Genomic DNA, 16900 nt, shown 5'->3' on the forward strand with positions numbered 1-16900 from the left:
CACACGCTTCCGGTCCGGTACGCGCCCGTACCGGACCGGCGGCGTGTCAGGCGGACAGCAGCTTGTGCAGGTAGCGGAGCTGTTCCTCACGCTGGTAGCCGCTGCCGCCCTCGTGGTCGTTCCACGGCCAGACGGTGATCTCCTTGGCGCCCTGCCAGTGGTTGTAGCCCGCGAACACCGTCGAGGGCGGGCAGGTCAGGTCCATCAGCGCCACCGAGTACAGCGCGGGCACCCGGCCGCGGGCGGCGAAGTTCATCCCGTCGAAGTACGACAGCGTGCGGAACACCTGGTCGGCGACCTCGCGCCGGCTCGCCAGGAAGCGCACGATCTCCTGGTACGGGTCGCGGTCGGTGATCTCGACGGCCCGGCGGAAGTGCGTCAGGAACGGCACGTCGACGAGCGCCGCCAGGACCCCCGGGTGCAGCGCGGCCGTGGCCTGCGCGATGCCGCCGCCCTGGCTGCCGCCGGAGACGACGATCCGGCCGGGATCGACGGCGGGGTGCTCCGCCGCCGCGTCGACCGCCCGCACCGCGTCGGTGAACACGCGCCGGTAGTAGTAGTCGTCCGGGTCCATGATCCCGCGCGTCATCATGCCGGGGGCCTGCGCGTTGGCGCCGCCGTGCGGGTCGGCGGTGGTGCCGGGGCTGGCGAAGTTCGCGCCGCCGTGGCCGCGCGTCTCCATGACGAACACCGCGTACCCGGCCGCCGGCCACAGCAGGTGGTCGTGCGGGAAGCCGCGCCCGCCGCTGTAGCCGATGTAGTGCATGACGCAGGGCAGCGGGCCCTCGGCGCCGCGCGGCGTCAGGAACCAGCCGTTGATCCGGTGCCCGCCCCAGCCGGAGAAGGAGACGTCGAACGCGTCCACGTGGGCGTAGGGAGCGTCGTAGGGGGTGTAGACGGCGTCCAGGGCGAACTCGCGCGCCTCGCTCAGCGTACGGGCCCAGAAGTCGTCGAAGTCGGCGGGCTCGTCGCGTTCCGGGCGGTAGTCACGGAGCTGGTCAAGCGGCAGATCGAACAGGGGCACTGCGAAACTCCAGCCTTTGTTGAGGGTCCGGAGATATTTCATCGCATGGACCCTGGTAACCGCTATCCCCCGTTTTCCTGGGTAGTGCGGGCGGATGGACCTCATCGAGACCTCCGACCCCCGGCTGGCCCCCGGCATGATCCTGGACGCGCCGGTCGAGTTCGACGACCTGCTGCTGCGCTTCGGCGACGACTCCGAGTCGCGCGCGGAGCTGGCCCTCGACGACACCGGCCGCCCGGTGCTGCGGGTGGGCGGCTACATGACCATGGACGGCACGGTGGTGGCCGAGCGCGTGTGGACGGTGAGCGAGGTCGTCGAGCGCGGCGGCCGCCGCCTCATCCGCCTGGGCCACCCCCTCGACTGAACCGCCGCCTACGCCCGGCAGCCCCCCGCGCGCGCGTCCACCTTCCACACGGCGCCGGGGAACGGCGACATGAAGTGGGTGAGCAGGTCGACCGCGTAGTCGGGCGTCTGGCCGCCGGGGTCCAGGAACGACACCATCTGCGGCCCGACCGCGCCGCGCAGCGTGATGGAGTCGCCCTTCCCCCGCGCCGCGAACCCCGGCTTGGCGCTGACCGCCAGGCAGGCGAGCCGGATCCCGGCCGCCGCGATCTGCGGACGGGTGGAGATGCGGCGCAGCCGCTGGTCGTAGCGGCGCGGCGCGAGCGACCTGGCCGCGCCCAGGCGCACCGACTCGCGGAAGACGTCCGCGCCGACCTCCCGGCTGAGCCGGACGCCCAGCGTGACGTCCGGCCGCAGGTCGACGCCGCGGGCACGCAGCGTGAGCCGGTCGTAGGCGCCCTCGAAGCCGGGCGTCAGGTAGCCGAGCGCCGCCGGCGCCTTCAGCCCGAACGGGACCCGCCCCGGCCGCACCGTGAGCCGTGACACCTTCCGCACGGCCAGCGACAGGTCGGCGACGGAGCTGCGGCCGAGCGCGAAGTCGCCGTTCACCTGGTAGGACAGGAAGCCGCCGGTGTAGGGGACGTCCTGGGCGGCGCGCACCCGCTGGCGGGCGACCGGGTCGACGGTGAGCCCGGCGCGCAGCGCGACCCGGCCGGTGGGCACCGGCCGCGACACCAGGTCCACCGACAGGTCGGGGCCGAGCCTGACGGTGGTGTCGGCGGCCAGGTCGGTGACGGAGAGCGACACGTGCCCGAGCCGCCCGGACCGGTCGGCCAGCCCGCCGTCCACGCGGAGCAGGCCGTCGAGCGTGGACAGGCCTCCTTCGGCCTTGTACGTGACGGCCGGGACGCGCAGCCCGGTGGCCGAGGCGTCGGCGTCCACGCCGAACCGGGCGGGCACGTCGGTGAACCGCAGCTCCCCGCTCCCGGCTCCCGGGACCGTCACCTGGGCGCTGAGCCGCTCGACCGGCGCGGAGTTGATCACCCTGACGCGGGTCCGCGCCCCGTACGTGCCGTGGACGGCCACGGCGGCGGGCACCGGCGCGACGGCGACCCGCCCGCGCGCGCCCCCGGCCTCGGCGTGCGCGGTGAGCGCGCCCAGCGTGGCCGCCGGCTCGACGCGGTAGGCGGCCTCGACGACGTTCCCCTGCGGGCCGGGCGTCACGCCGAACGGGCCCAGGGACATGCGGGTGATCCGCGACGGCAGCCCGGTGAGCCGGGCGGCGACCTTGACCGGCGCGGGCGGCAGGACCGTCCCGGCCAGGTAGAGCCCGAGGCCGCGGCCGCCCGGCCGGTAGCCGTCGAAGGTGAACGTCTCCCTGGCCGGGTCCACCGTCACCTTCTCCGGCAGCCCGGCCACGTCCAGGTGGGCCCGGACGGCGAAGCAGCCCCGTTCGGCGCAGAACGCGCCCGGCGCGCACCCCCGCGTGCCCGGCCGGCAGCCGCCGTCGACGAGCGAGATGCCGTCGTCCAGCGCGGGCGCGTCCTTCAGGTCGCGCAGCGCCCCGGTCTTGCCGGCCCAGGCGCGGGCGCGCACGTCCATGCGGGTGCCCGAGTACGTGACCTGCCCGCCCGACACCGAGACCGCGAGCCGCCCGGGCGCGGGCCCGGCGGTGCCGAGCAGCCCGGCGCGCACGTCGCCGCGCGTGACGTCGGCCGACAGCGCGAGCGTCTGCCGGGCGGCCCGGACGTCGGCGGCGAACCCGCCGTCCGACGGCGTGAACGCGACCGAGCGCAGCCCCTTGACCCGCACGGCGGCGTCCAGGTCGCCGGACTCCTCGTCGTAGTGGGCGGCCAGGTGCGGCCCCGCCGGGACCTTGGCGCCGTCGTGGTTGGTGAACGCGAGCGCCGCCGAGCCGACCGGCCCGGACAGGCCGCGGAAGCGGTAGCCGCGCGGGTCCCAGGAGGCGTCGAAGCGGGCCGGCACGCCGGTCACCCGGGCGGCGGCCCGCACCTTCCGGCCGCCGGCGGTGACGCGGGCGAGCGCGTCCACCGATCGGACGGGCGCGCCGGAGGTCCAGGTGAGCGTCCTGGCGGCGGTGTCGGCGACGAGCTCGGCGCGCCTGCCGGGGCCGGTCACCGTGGCGCTCAGGTCGTCGCCGCCGCGCCGGGCGCGCAGCCGGATCTCGCGCAGCGGCGCGGACCCCGAGACGGCCGCCCTCGACCGCTCCCCCAGCTCCCACGACGCGCCGGCGTCGCCGCGCACGCCCCGCGCGGTGACGTCGACGGCGAGGGCGGAACGGGTGTTGGCGTAGGCGGCGCGCACCTCGCCGATCGTGCCGGCGGACCGGTAGACGGCCTTGCCCGCCGGGTCGAGCGTGACCTCCACCTCGTGCGGCGTGTTCGACAGCTCCAGCCTGGCCCGGTGCGCCCCGTCGACGCTCGCCGCGCCGGTGAACGGCCGGCCGCCGCCCGACTCCAGCCGCGCCCGCGGCCGCGCCCCGTACGTGACATCGAACGCCGACAGCTTGGTCAGCAGCGCCGAGACGCCGAACGCGGCGCCGTCCTTGATCATGGTGACGTGGCCGCCGCGCGGGGTGGCGAGCGCGCCGCCGCCGCGCTGGAGCACGGCCTCGAACCGGCCCACGGGCGAGCTCGCCGTCAGCCGCACCCGGTGCGCGGCCGGGTCGTTCACCAGGCGCAGCCGGGCGGGCAGGCCGGTGAGCCCGGCGCGCAGCACGGCGCGGCCCGCCGCGCGGTCGTAGTAGCGGACGCGCGCCGCCCCGGCCCGGCCGCGCCCGGTGCCGAACGTCAGCACCTGCCTGCCGCGCTCGGTCGCGTACCGGGCGGTCAGGACCGGCGGCACGTCGCGCAGCTCGACGCTCGCCAGCCGGGTGAGCCGGCCCTCGCTGTAGTGGTGGTCGTGCAGCTCGGCGCGGCCGATCCGGCTCGGCGCGGTGAAGCGCGCCCCGCCGCCCTCCAGCGTCACCCGGGCGCTCCTCGGCATCCGGTCGAGCACCGCCCGGGTCACGCGGCGGCCGGTGACCGCGAGCGCCTCCACCCGGGCCGGGGCCGACGCGGTCACGTCCAGGCGCGGCGAGCCCAGGCTCGCGTCCACCGTGAGACGGCCGGTGGCGGGCGTCTGACGCAGGCTCACCAGCGCCTTCCCGGTCAGCCCCGCCACCGTCGTGGCGGACGCCCCCGGGTCCGTACGGGTCACGCTCGCCTTCACATGGCCGCCCGACAGGTCGACGGTGAACGTGCCCCGGTCGGTGCCGGACAGCAGGCCGCCGAAGCCCACGGAGACGCGGCCGTCGTACTCGGCCCACACCCGGGCCCTGGCGGCCGGGCGGCCGGGCAGCCGCCTGACCGTGAAGCCGAGCCCGACGGCGGACTTCCCCGGCTCGGCCTCGGGCAGCAGGTACGCCGCCACGTCGGCCCTGTCGTCGCCGGTCACGTCCGCGGCCACCGGCTTGGCCAGCGGCTGCGGGCCCGAGCAGGAGACGGGCACCCGCTCGCTCTCCACGCACAGCCGGTACGTCAGGCCGGGAACCTGCTTGGCCAGCTTGCCGAACAGCCCGGCGACGGGGGCCTGCAACGCCAGCGGCGCGGCCCCGTCGGCGGCGGGCAGCACGTCCCGCGGCGACACCGGCCCGCCGTTGCCCGGCCCGTCGTTCTCCCGCCCGTCGTCGCCCGGCCCGTCGTCGCCCGGCCCGTCGTCCGCCTGGGGGTCCGTCTCCGGCGCCCGGGCGCTCTCGCGGGCCTCGGCCTCGACGGCGTCGGCGAGCGCCGGGCCCGCCGGGGTGGTCACCTCGGGGGCCTCCGGGCCGGTCTGCCCCTCGCCGGGGTCGGCCAGGGCGGGCGACGGCTCCAGCGCGACCCGCACCGGCGTGCCGGACGGCGTGGGCACCGGCGGCACGGTCCCGGCGCGGGGAGCCTGGGCCTCCGTCCGGGCAGGCTGCCCCGCTGGGCGGGCCGGGTCGGCGTGCGCCGGGGCCGGGTGAGGGGTGGCCGCCAGAGCGGCGATCGCCATGGACGTGGAAGCGAGCACGCGGCCCACGGCGTGCCGGCATGGCATGGCGCGAAACCCCCCGAAGTCATCCCGTTACGAATAGAAGTGACGAGACGACCACATATCCTGACTTGTAGTCAAGCCGTGGAGCTCCAGGCTACGGACGGTAAGCACGGAGCCGGGCAGGCGGCGGCCCGTCAGGCCGTCAACGTGCGAATGCCGCACCCGTGGCACGGGTGCGGCATCAGCGGTCAGGCCGGGCGGGCGCGCGGGCGCGCCCGCCGGTCAGTCGTCGTCGTGGTTGCGGTCGTGGTGGCGCCAGCCTTCCCACCAGCCGTTACCGTCGTCCCAGCCGCGGTTCCAGTCGCGGTCGTGGTCGTGGTCGTTGTGCGCCCACCACGGCTCCAGCTCGTGCTGCTTGTGGGGCCACACCGGCTTGTGGATGACCTTTCCGGGAGGGCCCTGGGGGCCCTGCGGACCCGCCGGTCCCTGCGGGCCGCGCGGGCCCTCGGGGCCCCTCGGGCCGCGACGGCAGTGGTGGTGGTGACGGTGGCACTTGTGGCGCCAGCCACCCCACCAGCGGTGGCCCCAGCCGTGCCCGCAGCGGCGGTGACGGCAGCCCAGGAGGGGCTTCTCGTGCGCACCGGTGACCACGCCCGCCTGGACGGCGGTGCCGGCCACCTGAGCCGTGCTGGCGCCGGCGGCCTGCGCCGCCGGGAGAAGCATGACGCTGGCGGCAGCAGTCGCGAGGGCCAGGGTGGCGACCCGCTTGAGCGCGCGCGGCGCTCGACTCTCAGTGTTCATGGGCGATCGTTTCCGTTCATGGGTTTATCGATCTGGACGCGGGGCGCCGACTCGCTCGCTCCGCGACAGCCGCAGACATACCCGCACTCCCGATCACTCTTATCCAGTCGAACAGCAATGGATGATCAAAGGATCGCCATTTCCGCGAGGCGTGAGAGCGAAATTCAATTTGTCCGGATTTAGCGGGACAACAATGGCTCGCAGCCCTTTACGGAAAAAGGCATTTCGCCGGGGTGCGCATGCACCGAACAGGGAAACGAAGTGGCGTATGATCAACGTCTTGGTTCTCGCGGTGGGCCTGGGACTGCCCCTCGCTCCCGCAGTCCCCGCACCCACGGCGCTCGCGCCCGCCGCCCGCGCGGCCGCCGATCCCGCCGCTCCGGCGGGCGTGCTGCGGCCCGGCGACCGGGGCCCCGCCGTGAAGCAGATGCAGCGGCGGCTGCGGGCCGGCGGCTATTTCTGGGGACAGGCCGACGGGGTCTTCGACGAATCCACCCGGGCCGCGGTGTGGGGGTTCCAGAAGAGCCAGGGAATGCGCCCGCGCAACGTGGCCGACGCCAAGGTGCTGCGCGCCCTGGAACGTCCCCGGAGAATGCGCCCGCTGGTGCCGGGCGGCCCCCGCGACCGGGTCGAGATCGACCTGCGCCGCCAGCTTCTCGCCGTTTACCGCGACCGGCGGCCGGTGCTGGTCTCCCACATGTCGAGCGGCGCCGGGGTGCAGTTCTGCGAGGGCGGCCGCTGCCGGATCGCGCGCACCCCGGAGGGTGACTTCCGGGTGACCAAGCGGGCCCCGGGATGGACGACGGGGCCGCTCGGGTCGATGTACAACTCGCTGTACTTCGTCGGCGGGGTGGCGATGCACGGGTCGACGAAGGTGCCGCTGCGGCCCGCCTCCCACGGCTGCGTGCGGGTGCCGATGGACACCGCCGACAAGCTGTATCGCCTGGTCGACGTGGGTGAGCCCGTGTACGTGCGGCGCGGCGGGAGGTGAGCCGGCCGCCGGGGGCGCGGACCGGCCGGACGGGGTCTCTGCCAGAATGGCCGCATGTCCCCAGCCCGCGCCCTCCTGATCACGGGCACTGTCGGCGCTGGCAAGACCACGGTGGCTGACGCGCTCGGCGACCTGCTCGCCGACGCCCGCGTCCCCGGCGCCGTGCTCGACCTCGACTGGCTGCGCCGCTCCTGGCCGTCGCCGCCCGGCGACCCGTTCAACTCGGCGATGACCGTGCGCAACCTGCGCAGCGTCGCCCGCAACTACCTGGAGGCGGGGGCCGTGCGGCTGGTCCTCGCGGGCGTCATCGAGAGCCTGGAGGAGCGAGGACGCTACCGGGAGGCGCTCGGCGTCGACCTGACCGTGTGCCGGCTGCGGGTCGAGCCCGCCACGCTCCGGCGGCGGCTGGTCCGGCGGCACGACGGCGACGAGGCGCGGCTGCGCTGGCACCTGGCCCGCGCGGGCGAGCTGGACGACATCCTGGACGCGGCCGAGGTCGACGACGTCACGGTGCAGGTGGCGGACGACCCGCCCGCCGCCGTGGCCGCCGCCGTCCTGAAGGCCACCGCCTGGGCCCCGTGACGCCGCCGCGAGTCCCGGTACGGCGTTCGGTCAGGTGAGGAGGGGCCGCACCTCTTCCGCGGTGAAGCGGACGAAGCCCGCCGGGTCGGGCTCGTCACCGGTGGGCTGCAGGATCACGGTGTCGGCCCCGGCCTCGGCCAGCCGTGCGGCGGCCTCGGCGATCGCCGCGGCCGGCCCGGCGGCGCCGTACTCCGGCCTGCCGCTGAGGGCGGTCTCGGCCTCGAGCCGGGCGGGCCCGCCGGGGCCGGTGGCGGCGTGCAGGTAGCAGACGAGCTCGTGCCGGTCGTCACGCCCGGCCGCCTCCCGCCCCTCGTCGATGAGCCGGCGCGCCCGCCGTACGTCGTCCGGGGCGGTGCCGGCGACGATGACGGTGCCGTCGGCGGCCTCGCCCGACAGGCGCAGGGTGCGCGGCCCGGTGGCGCCGGCGAGCACCGGCGGCGGCGAGGCGGGCGGCCACACGAGGGCGACGTCGTCGAGCCGCACGTAACGCCCCCGCGTGGTGACGCGCTCGCCGCGCAGCAGCGCCCGGGTGGCCGCCAGGTGCTCGCGCAGCAGCGTGAGCGGCGACTCCACGCGCGCGCCGGTCTGCCCCATCCAGCTCTGCACGCCGTGGCCGAGGGCGACGACGGCCCGGCCGGGGAACATCCGGTGCAGCGCGGCCGCCTCCATCGCGGCCAGCGCGGCGTTGCGCAGCGGGACGGGCAGCAGCCCGACGCCGACGCGCAGCCTGCGGGTCCAGGCGAGCGCGGCGGAGGCGGTGGAGACGCCGCCCTCGAAGAAGCAGTCCTCCCACAGCCACAGCTGCTCCAGCCCGGCGTCGTCGGCGGCCTGGGCGACCTCGCGGAGGCGTTCGGGCGGGAGCTGGGGCCGGAACACGGCGCCGAGTGCGGTCATGTGATCCTTTGTACCCCGCCGGTCCGGGGCTCAGGCGAGGCCCGTGTCGCGTTCGACGACGGTGAAGCGGTCGGCCACCAGCCCGACGGTGGCGCCGGTGGCGAGCGGCCGGCGGTGCTCGAACGTGACGTGCTCGCCGCCGGGCAGCTCGGCGACGGACTCGCGGCCGGACCCCTGGAAGCTGCTGCGCACCACGGTGCCGGTGAACTGGGCGCCGGCGTCGACGAGGCGCAGGTCCTCGGGGCGCAGGGCGACGTTCACGACGGCGCCGGGCGGGCCGGGCGGCCGGCCGAGCGCGACGGTGGCGCCGCCGCCGAGCGCGAGCCCGCCGTCGGCGGTGACCTCGCCCTTCAGCAGGGTGACGGTGCCGACGAACGAGGCGACGAACGTGGTCTCCGGCCGGTCGTAGACGTCCTCGGGGGCGCCGATCTGCTCGACGCGGCCGCCGTTCATGACGGCGACCAGGTCGGAGATCTCCAGCGCCTCGTCCTGGTCGTGGGTGACGTAGACGGCGGTGATGCCGGTCTCCTGCTGGATGCGGCGGATCTCGCGGCGCATCTCGATCCGCAGCTTGGCGTCCAGGTTGGACAGCGGCTCGTCCATGAGCAGCACGTCGGGCTCCAGGGCGAGCGCGCGGGCCAGGGCGACGCGCTGCTGCTGGCCGCCGGAGAGCTGGCCGGGCCTGCGCTGCTCGCGGCCGGTCAGCCCGACCATGGCCAGCCCGGCCTCCACCTTGGCGGCGATCTCCTGCTTGGGCAGCTTGCGCAGGCGCAGCCCGTACGCGACGTTCTCGGCGACGGTCATGTGCGGCCACAGCGCGTAGCTCTGGAAGACGAACCCGATGCGGCGCTTCCACACCGGCACCCGGGCCAGGTCGCGCTCGCCGAACCGGACGCTGCCGGTGTCGGCCGTCTCGAACCCGGCGACGATGCGCAGCAGCGTCGTCTTGCCGCAGCCGGACGCGCCGAGGAGCGTGACCAGCCGCCCCGACGGCACCCGCAGGTCGACCGACTCCAGGGCGGTGGTCTCGCCGAAGGACTTGGAGACGCCCTCGATGCTGATGTCCATCAGATGCTCCGGATGTTGTAGCGGCGGCGCAGCAGGTAGAGGGGGACGTAGACGGACACGAGCAGCACGGTGGTCATGGCCGAGGCGACGCCGAACGGGCTGCCGGGCTGCATGGCGTTGGTGAAGATGACCACGGTCATGGTCACCCACGGCACCGCGTACAGCATGACGGTGGCCGACAGCTCGGTGATCATCTGCAGGAAGCCGACGGTGCCGCCGGAGATGACGGCGGGCCTGATGATCGGCACGACGACGTCGCGGAAGCTGCGCCTGGGCGGCGCGCCGACGCTCATCGCGGCCTCCTCCAGCGACGGGTGCACCTGGGCGAGCGCGGTCTCGATGGACTTCATCACGTACGGGAGCCGCCGGATGAAGTAGGCGACCACGATGATCAGCGCGGTGCCGGTGAGGATGACCGGCAGGTGGTTGAACGCCAGGATGAACCCGATGGCGAACACCGTGCCCGGCAGGATGTACGGGACCATGACGAGGTTGTTCAGCAGCGGGCCGGAGATCCGGAAGCGCTTGCGGGCCACGATGTAGGCCACGACCACGCCCGTGACCAGCGCGAGCAGGCAGGCGATGCCGGCGAAGACGAAGCTGAGCACGATCGGCTGCAGCGACTCCTCGAACAGCCGCCGGTAGTTGTCCAGCGTCGGCTCCCACTGCAGGATGCCCGACTGCCAGCGCAGGAAGCTGGTGAGGACGACCACGAGGTGCGGCACGAACCCGAGCAGCAGCGCCGTCCAGATCCCGCCCAGCGTCAGCGCCCTGGGCAGGCCGCGCAGCTCGCGCAGCGGCTGCTCCCGGCCGCCGGTCACGGCGAACGAGCGCCGCGCGACGATCCGCCGCTGCGCGACCAGGGCGAGCCCGGAGACGAGCACCATCACGATGCTGGCCGTGGCGGCGACGCCGGGGCTGGCGGCCACCTCGGACATGAAGTTCTGGTAGACCACGACGGGCAGCATCTGGTAGCCGCCGCCGATGAGCATGGGCGTGCCGAAGTCGGCGAAGATCCGCATCCCGGCCAGGTAGCAGCCGGTGACGATCGCGGGCACCGCCAGCGGCAGCGTCACCTTCCAGTGCGCCCGCCACGGCGTGGACCCGACCGACAGCGCGGCCTCCTCCAGCGCCGGGTCGACCGCCCGGAACGCGTCGTACACCATGAGGAAGATCAGCGCGAACGTGAACCACACGCCCACCCAGATGATGCCGCCGACGCCGAGGATCGAGTCGAACGGCAGCGGCACGCCCGCCTCGCGGGCCGCCTTGGTGACGATGCCGCCGCTGCCGAGCAGCAGCAGCCACGCGTACGCGCCGAGGAACGGCGGCGAGGTCGTCGCCATCGTCAGCAGCGTGAGCACGGCCTCCCGGCCGGGCACCCGGTAGCGTGCCATGACGAACGCGAGCGGCACCGCCACCAGCGCCGCGCCCGCCGCGACGGCGAGGCTGACGACGACGCTGTGCACCAGCGGCGCGGTGAACCGGTCGTCGGCGGCGAACGCGGCGAACCGGTCGAGCGTGAACTCGCCCGTGTCGGAGGTGAACGCGGCCGTGACGATCCACAGCTGCGGGTAGACGATGAAGATCAGCAGGACGAGCAGGGCGAGGAGGCCGGCCAGCCGCCACGGGTCGCGCCAGTTCGCCCGGGAGGAACGGGACCGGGACCGGACGGCCATCAGCCCGCGCTCTTGACCGCGTCGTCGAACTTGGCCAGGATCTCGTCCTTCTGCCCGGCCGCCCACTTCTCGTCCACGCCGGCCCGCTTGAGCTGCTCGACCGGCGGCAGCCCGGTCGGCGCGGACACGTCGGCGCGGGAGGAGCGCCGCTGCACCTGGTCGACCATCGTCTGCTGGGCCTCCTTCGACATCAGGAAGTCCACGAACGTCTTGGCCGCCTCCAGGTGCTTGGCGCCCTTGATGACTCCGGCGGAGCCGATCTGGCTGGACACGCCGTCGGACGGGTAGATCAGCTTGATCTTGGCCCCGGCCTCGATCCACTTGGCGCCCAGGTCCTCGTTGATGAACGAGGTGCCGACCTCGCCGTCCTTGACCATGTTGAACATGGCCGTGGAGCCGTCGAGCAGCCGGGCGTTCTTCGCGAACCGGGTCACGTACTCCCAGTCGTGCAGCGTGACCATGGTGGTGAGCAGGCTGTAGGAGGTGCCGGACGACTTGGGGGTGGCGAAGGCGATCTCGCCGCCGGGGTAGTCCGGCTCGGCCAGGTCGGCGAACGTCCTGGGGTGCTTGCTCGCGTCGGGGAACTTGTCGGTGTTCACGGCGATCGCCTGGAAGAGCAGGTCGGTGGCGTGCCAGACATGGTTGGGGTCCTTGGCCACGGTGGCGGCGTCGTTGGGCAGCTCGACGGGGGCGATCAGGTCGGCGTTGGCCGAGTACAGCTCGGACGAGCCGCCCCAGATGACGTCGCCGAGCGGCCGGTCCTTCTCCGCCCTGACACGGGCGAACGCCTCGCCGGTGCCCGGCAGGCTGATCTTGTTGACGGTGATGTCGGGGTGCGCGGTCCTGAACGCGGCCAGGATCGGGTCCGTGACCTCGGGGCCGCTGACGGAGTAGAGCGTGAGCGAGTTCGCGTCGCCCTGGCCGGCGCCCGCGTCGTTGTTGGTCAGCACACCCGAGCAGCCCGCCAGGGCCAGCGTGACCGCGCCGAGCATGATCCCGTACCGCATGGTGGTGTCTCCTGATCTGAGGGGGGTTTCAGCGGATCCATACCGGGTTGCCGGCGGCCCGCAGCGAGCTGTGGTCGCGCATCGAGCTGGCCCAGAAGCGGGGGTCGTGCCTGCCGGGGTCGGCGTGCGCCTCGGCCCGGTAGTAGCCGGGCCGGTCGATCACGTCCTCGACGGCGATCCGCTGCCACTCCCCCGGCCGGTCCCCGGCCGGGACCACGCCGATGATCAGCCCGTCGCGCAGCACGAACACCACGACCGGCTCGTCCGCCCGCACGTCCACCTCGACGCGCACCCGCCCGCGCCCGGTGCTCGACCCCATCGGCGCGCCGTCCACGCGCATGTCGAGGTCGGCGCCGCGCCACACGGCCACCCGCCCGGCCCGCAGCCCCGCCACGATCCCCGCCCGGCTCGCCTCCTCGGCGTGCACCACGGTCACCACCTGGCCGAGCGCCTGCGCCGGGTCGTGCGGGTCGTGGCAGTCGCTGCCCGCGACGCCGATCACCCGGTGCCCGGCCGTGAGCAGCCGGTCCCACAGGCCGATCTGCGCGTCGTTGTTGGCGCCCTGCTGGAGGTGGGCGATCTCGATGAGGTCGACGCGGTCCCACGGGGTGTCGAAGCGCCGCCACGCCTGGTCGCCGCTGAAGGCGTGGTTGACGCAGAGCAGCCCGCCCTGCTCGTGCACGTCGGCGGCCACCTGGGTCATCGTGTGCTCGGGGCGGTCCACGTACGTGTCGACCCAGCGCGACAGGCCGTGCAGGTTGGCGTGGCCGCAGTGGCTGGTGAGCTCCATCGAGCGCAGCAGCACGAGCTCGTCGTCGTGCGCGGCCAGGTCGTCCCAGTGGGCGGAGGTGAAGTGGTCGGTGACGGCCAGGAAGTCCAGGCGGGCGTCGCGGGCGGCCCGCACCAGGTCGGCGACGGGCCTGCGGCCGTCGGAGTGGTGGGAGTGGCTGTGCAGCTCGCCCCGGTACCAGCCGGCGCCGCCGCGCGTGACCTCCCCCGGCGCGGGACGCTCGCGCGGCACGGTTGGCGCCGCCGCCGTCGCCGGCTCCCCGGCCGGGCGGGCGCGCACGGTCAGCTCGTACGGCGCGGCCCGCTTGTGGCGGTCGAGATCGAGGCGTACGGTCCATCGGCCGGGCGGGACCGGGCCCGGGACGCATCCCGGCGTCGCGTCGTGTCGCCCGACGCGGATCACCAGCCGCCTCGGTCCCGGCCCGCCGGGACACTGCACGTGCCCCCGGAACGTTCCCGCGGGGTCGAGGAGCACCGCGTAGATCTGGACGACGTCCATGACCTTGTCGTACGCGAGCTCCAGCTCCAGCTCGCCCGCGCCCTCGGGGACGTCCAGCGGGTAGTGCAGGTAGTGCAGGTCCAGCGCGGGCTCCGGCAGGCTGGTGGCCACGCTGAGCAGCTCGATCTCCCCGATCATGGTGCCGCCGGACTCCCGTCTTCCTTGCCGATCAGTGACAGCTTTCTATCCGGGAGATGAACAAAAAGTCAACGTTTGTTAAGACATAAGGTGAATCTGTCGTATGGTCGCGGGGACATCCCGGCTTTCCGAGGAGGGGCGGAGTGCGGCAAGCCGGTTGAAATCGCCGGTCATTCACCAGCAAGCCGGTTGAAACCGCCGCATCGCACAGTGAGGCCATCCACCAGGAAGGACGGTCCTCCGATGAGCCTCTCCCGCGCCCTCGCCGGTCTCGCAGTCACCGCCACCGCCACCATCACCGTCGCCGCCCTCGCCCCCGCCGCGCACGCCGCCCCCTCCGCCGGGTCGTGGGGCCCGTACCAGGCTCCCGGGAAGCGCGCCGTCGCGGCCGGCACGCTGACCGCCACCGGTGAGGACCACGCCGACCTGCCGACCGCCGACGCCGTCCGGATCAGCGGCACCGTGCGCGACAACACGCGCGGCGCCGCGTGCGGGTGGGCGGTCTTCCGCATCACCTACCGCTCGGGCGGCGAGCTGCCGTTCCGGCACCGCTGGGCCCGCGACTGCTCCTACCGCACCCCGAAGCACTTCACGATCAGCCACGGGGACGTCTACCAGGTCGAGCTCAAGGTCTGCGCCGAGCCCAAGGCCGCCAAGCCCTCCCTCACCTGCCTGTACGCGGGCACCTGGAAGACCCTCTACCTGTCGAAGTGACCGCCGGCCGGGCCGGAAAACCTGTCGAACCGCGCCGGAGCCGGGTGGTATGCGTGTGCGGGTGGACATCTACCTGCGGACCGACCGCCTGGCCCTGCGCCGCTTCACCGAGACCGAGGCCGACGCCGACCTCCTGTACGACCTGCACAACGACCCCGAGGTGATGCGCTACCTCAACGGCGGCAAGCCGGTCCCCCGCGAGGTGATCACCGGGGAGACGCTGCCGAGGTTCGCCGCCGGGGGCTTCTACGCCGCGTTCGACGGGGAGACGTTCATCGGCTGGTTCCTCCTGAACGGCCCCGCCGAGGGGCCTGAGCTGGGCTACCGGCTGCACAAGGCGGCCTGGGGCAAGGGCTACGCGACCGAGGGCTCGCTGGCGCTCATCGACCGCGCCTTCGCCCTCGGCGCCCGGCGCGTGTACGCCGAGACGATGACGGTCAACCGCGGCTCGCGGCGCGTCATGGAGAAGTGCGGGCTGCGCTTCGTGCGCACGTTCTTCCAGGACTGGCCGGACGTGATCGACGGCTCCGACCAGGGCGAGGTCGAGTACGAGATCACCCGCGAGGAATGGGAGGCGCGCCGGCCCTGAACCACCCGGCCTGGTGCACTGGTCAGACCAGTCGTTAGGGTGCCTCCATGGCATACGAGCGGTTGTTCCGCCTGGACGGGCGGCGTGCGGTGGTCATCGGGGCCGGCAGCGGCATCGGCAGGGAGTCGGCGCTCGCGCTGGCCGCGCACGGCGCCGACGTCGTGTGCGCCGACCGCGACCTGGCCGCCGCCACCGCCACCGCCGAGCGCTGCGGCGGTGCCGCCCGGCTGCTCGACGTGCTCGACACCGGCGAGCTGCGCGCCGCCGCCGCGGCCGAACACCCCGTCGACGTGCTCGTGTTCACCGCCGCCACGAACGTGCGCAAGCGGCTGCTCGACTACACCGGCGAGGAGTTCGACCGGGTCGTCGACCTGAACCTGCGCGCCTCGTTCGAGGTGATCCGGGCCTTCGGCGCGGGCATGGTCGAACGGGGCCGCGGCTCCATCATCGGCTTCGCGTCGATCCGCGCCTCCGTGACCGAACCCGGCCAGGGCGTCTACTCGGCCACCAAGGCCGGGCTGGTGCAGCTCCTGCGCACCGCCGCCGCCGAGTTCGGGCCGTCCGGGGTGCGGGTCAACGCGATCGCGCCCGGCGTCGTCGAGACGCCGCTGACCAGGCAGATCAAGGACAACCCCGCCTGGTACGACGCCTACGCGGCCAAGAGCGCGCTGGGCCGGTGGGCCACGGCGGAGGAGATGGCCGGCGCGGTCGTCTACCTGGCGAGCGACGCGGCCAGTTTCGTCACCGGCTCCGTGCTCCACGTCGACGGCGGCTGGACCGCCGTAGACGGCCGCTTCGACCCACCGAACTAGCGCCCCTCCGAGGCCACCCGCCTCCCGGGTTGGCCGCCTCCCGGTCCGGCTGCCCGCCGAACCAGCTGCCCTCCGGACCGGCCGCCTCCCGGACCGGCCGCCTCCCGGGCCGGGCCCCCTCCCGGTCGGGCCGCCTCCCGGCCGGGCCCCCTCCCGGTCGGGCCGCCCGCCGGTCCGGCGTGGCGTGGCAGAGTGGGGTCATGCGCATCGGGGTGCTCGGGCCACTGGAGGTGGTGGCGGACGGGCGGCCGGTCGACGTCGGCGGGTTCCGGCTGCGGGCGCTGCTCATCCGGCTGGCCCTGGACCCGGGCGGCGTGGTGACCTCACGCGCCCTGGCCGAGGCTCTGTGGCCCGACGGCGGCCCCGCCAACCCGGCCCCGGCCCTGCACTCACTCGTGTCCCGGTTGCGCCGCGCCCTGCCCGGCCGCGACGCCCTGCGCTCCGAACCCGCCGGGTACCGGCTCGACCTGCCCGGCGACAGCGTGGACGTGACCCGCTTCGAACGGCTCGCCGCCCAGGGGCACCGGGCGCTGCGCCAGGGCCGCCCGGACGCCGCCCTGCCCGCGCTCGCCGGCGCGCTGGCGCTGTGGCGGGGCGAACCGCTGGCCGACGCCGCCGCCCTCCCCTTCGCCGCCTCGGCCGCCGTACGCCTGGAGGAGCTGCAGCTCGGCGCGCTGGAGGACCGCATCGAGGCCGAACTCGCCACCGGGCACCGGCCGCCGGGCGGCGTGGCCGAGCTGGAGCAGCTCACCGCCGCCCACCCCCTGCGCGAGCGTCTGCGCGCCCTCCACCTCCGCACGCTCGCCGCCCACGGCAGGCAGGCCGAAGCCCTGGCCGCCTTCGAGACCTACCGCCGCCTGCTGGCCGCCGAACTCGGCACCGACCCCGGCCCCGACCTCCGCGCCCTGCACCTCCACCTCCTCCGCGGCACACCCCCCACCCCCCTCCCCTCCGACC

Annotated in this window: 15 protein-coding genes; 7 read left to right on the forward strand and 8 right to left on the reverse strand. The window is 74.6% G+C overall.

The annotated features are described in order from the left end of the window. Nucleotides 1-46: 46 nt before the first annotated feature. A complete protein-coding gene (locus tag ACBI99_RS43320) occupies nt 47-1024 on the reverse strand; it encodes an acetylxylan esterase (RefSeq protein WP_375075120.1) in 978 nt (325 codons plus the stop codon). 94 nt (nt 1025-1118) lie between these two features. Between ACBI99_RS43320 and ACBI99_RS43325 the strand changes: the two genes are divergently transcribed. Then, nucleotides 1119-1388 carry a hypothetical protein gene (locus ACBI99_RS43325; RefSeq protein ID WP_375075121.1) on the forward strand — a complete coding sequence of 90 codons (270 nt, stop codon included), beginning with the start codon at nt 1119-1121 and terminating at the stop codon, nt 1386-1388. Between the two features lie 8 nt (nt 1389-1396). On the opposite strand, the gene ACBI99_RS43330 is transcribed toward ACBI99_RS43325, so the two are convergent. Both ACBI99_RS43330 and ACBI99_RS43335 read right to left on the reverse strand, forming a co-directional pair. After that, a complete protein-coding gene (locus ACBI99_RS43330; RefSeq protein ID WP_375075122.1) occupies nt 1397-5398 on the reverse strand; it encodes a hypothetical protein in 4002 nt (1333 codons plus the stop codon). Nucleotides 5399-5662: 264 nt separating this feature from the next. Beyond that, the gene (locus ACBI99_RS43335; RefSeq protein ID WP_219513923.1) at nt 5663-6181 is read right to left on the reverse strand and encodes a hypothetical protein; all 519 of its coding nucleotides are present in this window, start codon (nt 6179-6181) and stop codon (nt 5663-5665) included. Between the two features lie 268 nt (nt 6182-6449). On the opposite strand from ACBI99_RS43335, the gene ACBI99_RS43340 reads away from it, so the two are divergent. Together ACBI99_RS43340 and ACBI99_RS43345 are read left to right on the forward strand one after the other, a co-directional pair. Next, nucleotides 6450-7172 carry a L,D-transpeptidase family protein gene (locus tag ACBI99_RS43340; RefSeq protein ID WP_375075123.1) on the forward strand — a complete coding sequence of 241 codons (723 nt, stop codon included), beginning with the start codon at nt 6450-6452 and terminating at the stop codon, nt 7170-7172. A 54-nt stretch (nt 7173-7226) separates the two neighbouring features. Beyond that, entirely contained in the window at nt 7227-7754 is a 528-nt protein-coding gene (locus tag ACBI99_RS43345; protein ID WP_219513927.1) for an AAA family ATPase, read from the forward strand. Between the two features lie 30 nt (nt 7755-7784). Here the strand turns inward: ACBI99_RS43345 and ACBI99_RS43350 are convergent, their stop codons facing one another. From ACBI99_RS43350 to ACBI99_RS43370, 5 genes are read right to left on the reverse strand one after another with little or no spacing between them, the layout of a single operon-like run. Then, nucleotides 7785-8648 carry an LLM class flavin-dependent oxidoreductase gene (locus tag ACBI99_RS43350; protein ID WP_375075124.1) on the reverse strand — a complete coding sequence of 288 codons (864 nt, stop codon included), beginning with the start codon at nt 8646-8648 and terminating at the stop codon, nt 7785-7787. 30 nt (nt 8649-8678) lie between these two features. Further along, nucleotides 8679-9716, reverse strand: a complete 1038-nt coding sequence (locus tag ACBI99_RS43355) for an ABC transporter ATP-binding protein (RefSeq protein ID WP_375075125.1) — start codon at nt 9714-9716, stop codon at nt 8679-8681. Then, on the reverse strand, nt 9716-11395 hold the full coding sequence (locus ACBI99_RS43360; protein WP_219513934.1) for an iron ABC transporter permease: 1680 nt from the start codon (nt 11393-11395) through the stop codon (nt 9716-9718). The genes ACBI99_RS43355 and ACBI99_RS43360 overlap by 1 nt, the downstream gene beginning before the upstream one ends. Then, a complete protein-coding gene (locus ACBI99_RS43365; RefSeq protein ID WP_219513943.1) occupies nt 11395-12402 on the reverse strand; it encodes an extracellular solute-binding protein in 1008 nt (335 codons plus the stop codon). The genes ACBI99_RS43360 and ACBI99_RS43365 overlap by 1 nt, the downstream gene beginning before the upstream one ends. A gap of 28 nt (nt 12403-12430) precedes the next feature. After that, nucleotides 12431-13828 carry a CehA/McbA family metallohydrolase gene (locus tag ACBI99_RS43370; RefSeq protein WP_375075126.1) on the reverse strand — a complete coding sequence of 466 codons (1398 nt, stop codon included), beginning with the start codon at nt 13826-13828 and terminating at the stop codon, nt 12431-12433. Between the two features lie 243 nt (nt 13829-14071). On the opposite strand from ACBI99_RS43370, the gene ACBI99_RS43375 reads away from it, so the two are divergent. The 4 genes from ACBI99_RS43375 to ACBI99_RS43390 all read left to right on the forward strand — a co-directional run. Then, a complete protein-coding gene (locus tag ACBI99_RS43375) occupies nt 14072-14542 on the forward strand; it encodes a hypothetical protein (protein WP_357588458.1) in 471 nt (156 codons plus the stop codon). Nucleotides 14543-14591: 49 nt separating this feature from the next. Further along, nucleotides 14592-15131: a GNAT family N-acetyltransferase gene (locus ACBI99_RS43380; RefSeq protein WP_375075127.1), complete on the forward strand. Its 540-nt coding sequence runs from the start codon at nt 14592-14594 to the stop codon at nt 15129-15131. A gap of 47 nt (nt 15132-15178) precedes the next feature. Continuing rightward, nucleotides 15179-15943: an SDR family NAD(P)-dependent oxidoreductase gene (locus ACBI99_RS43385; RefSeq protein ID WP_219513974.1), complete on the forward strand. Its 765-nt coding sequence runs from the start codon at nt 15179-15181 to the stop codon at nt 15941-15943. 200 nt (nt 15944-16143) lie between these two features. Beyond that, on the forward strand, nt 16144-16900 hold a 757-nt coding region (locus ACBI99_RS43390; RefSeq protein ID WP_375075128.1), incomplete at its 3' end, for a BTAD domain-containing putative transcriptional regulator.

It is taken from the genome of Nonomuraea sp. ATR24 (genome assembly GCF_041950485.1).
Classification (GTDB): domain Bacteria; phylum Actinomycetota; class Actinomycetes; order Streptosporangiales; family Streptosporangiaceae; genus Nonomuraea; species Nonomuraea ceibae.

What these genes read in the sequence shown, in the direction of transcription:
- ACBI99_RS43380 (WP_375075127.1), top strand. Translation starts at nt 14,592, where the DNA reads ATGCGTGTGCGGGTGGACATCTACCTGCGGACCGACCGCCTGGCCCTG.
- ACBI99_RS43350 (WP_375075124.1), bottom strand. Translation starts at nt 8,648, where the DNA reads ATGACCGCACTCGGCGCCGTGTTCCGGCCCCAGCTCCCGCCCGAACGC.
- ACBI99_RS43375 (WP_357588458.1), top strand. Translation starts at nt 14,072, where the DNA reads ATGAGCCTCTCCCGCGCCCTCGCCGGTCTCGCAGTCACCGCCACCGCC.
- ACBI99_RS43330 (WP_375075122.1), bottom strand. Translation starts at nt 5,398, where the DNA reads ATGGCGATCGCCGCTCTGGCGGCCACCCCTCACCCGGCCCCGGCGCAC.
- ACBI99_RS43335 (WP_219513923.1), bottom strand. Translation starts at nt 6,181, where the DNA reads ATGAACACTGAGAGTCGAGCGCCGCGCGCGCTCAAGCGGGTCGCCACC.
- ACBI99_RS43345 (WP_219513927.1), top strand. Translation starts at nt 7,227, where the DNA reads ATGTCCCCAGCCCGCGCCCTCCTGATCACGGGCACTGTCGGCGCTGGC.
- ACBI99_RS43340 (WP_375075123.1), top strand. Translation starts at nt 6,450, where the DNA reads ATGATCAACGTCTTGGTTCTCGCGGTGGGCCTGGGACTGCCCCTCGCT.
- ACBI99_RS43325 (WP_375075121.1), top strand. Translation starts at nt 1,119, where the DNA reads ATGGACCTCATCGAGACCTCCGACCCCCGGCTGGCCCCCGGCATGATC.
- ACBI99_RS43370 (WP_375075126.1), bottom strand. Translation starts at nt 13,828, where the DNA reads ATGATCGGGGAGATCGAGCTGCTCAGCGTGGCCACCAGCCTGCCGGAG.
- ACBI99_RS43385 (WP_219513974.1), top strand. Translation starts at nt 15,179, where the DNA reads ATGGCATACGAGCGGTTGTTCCGCCTGGACGGGCGGCGTGCGGTGGTC.
- ACBI99_RS43360 (WP_219513934.1), bottom strand. Translation starts at nt 11,395, where the DNA reads ATGGCCGTCCGGTCCCGGTCCCGTTCCTCCCGGGCGAACTGGCGCGAC.
- ACBI99_RS43365 (WP_219513943.1), bottom strand. Translation starts at nt 12,402, where the DNA reads ATGCGGTACGGGATCATGCTCGGCGCGGTCACGCTGGCCCTGGCGGGC.
- ACBI99_RS43355 (WP_375075125.1), bottom strand. Translation starts at nt 9,716, where the DNA reads ATGGACATCAGCATCGAGGGCGTCTCCAAGTCCTTCGGCGAGACCACC.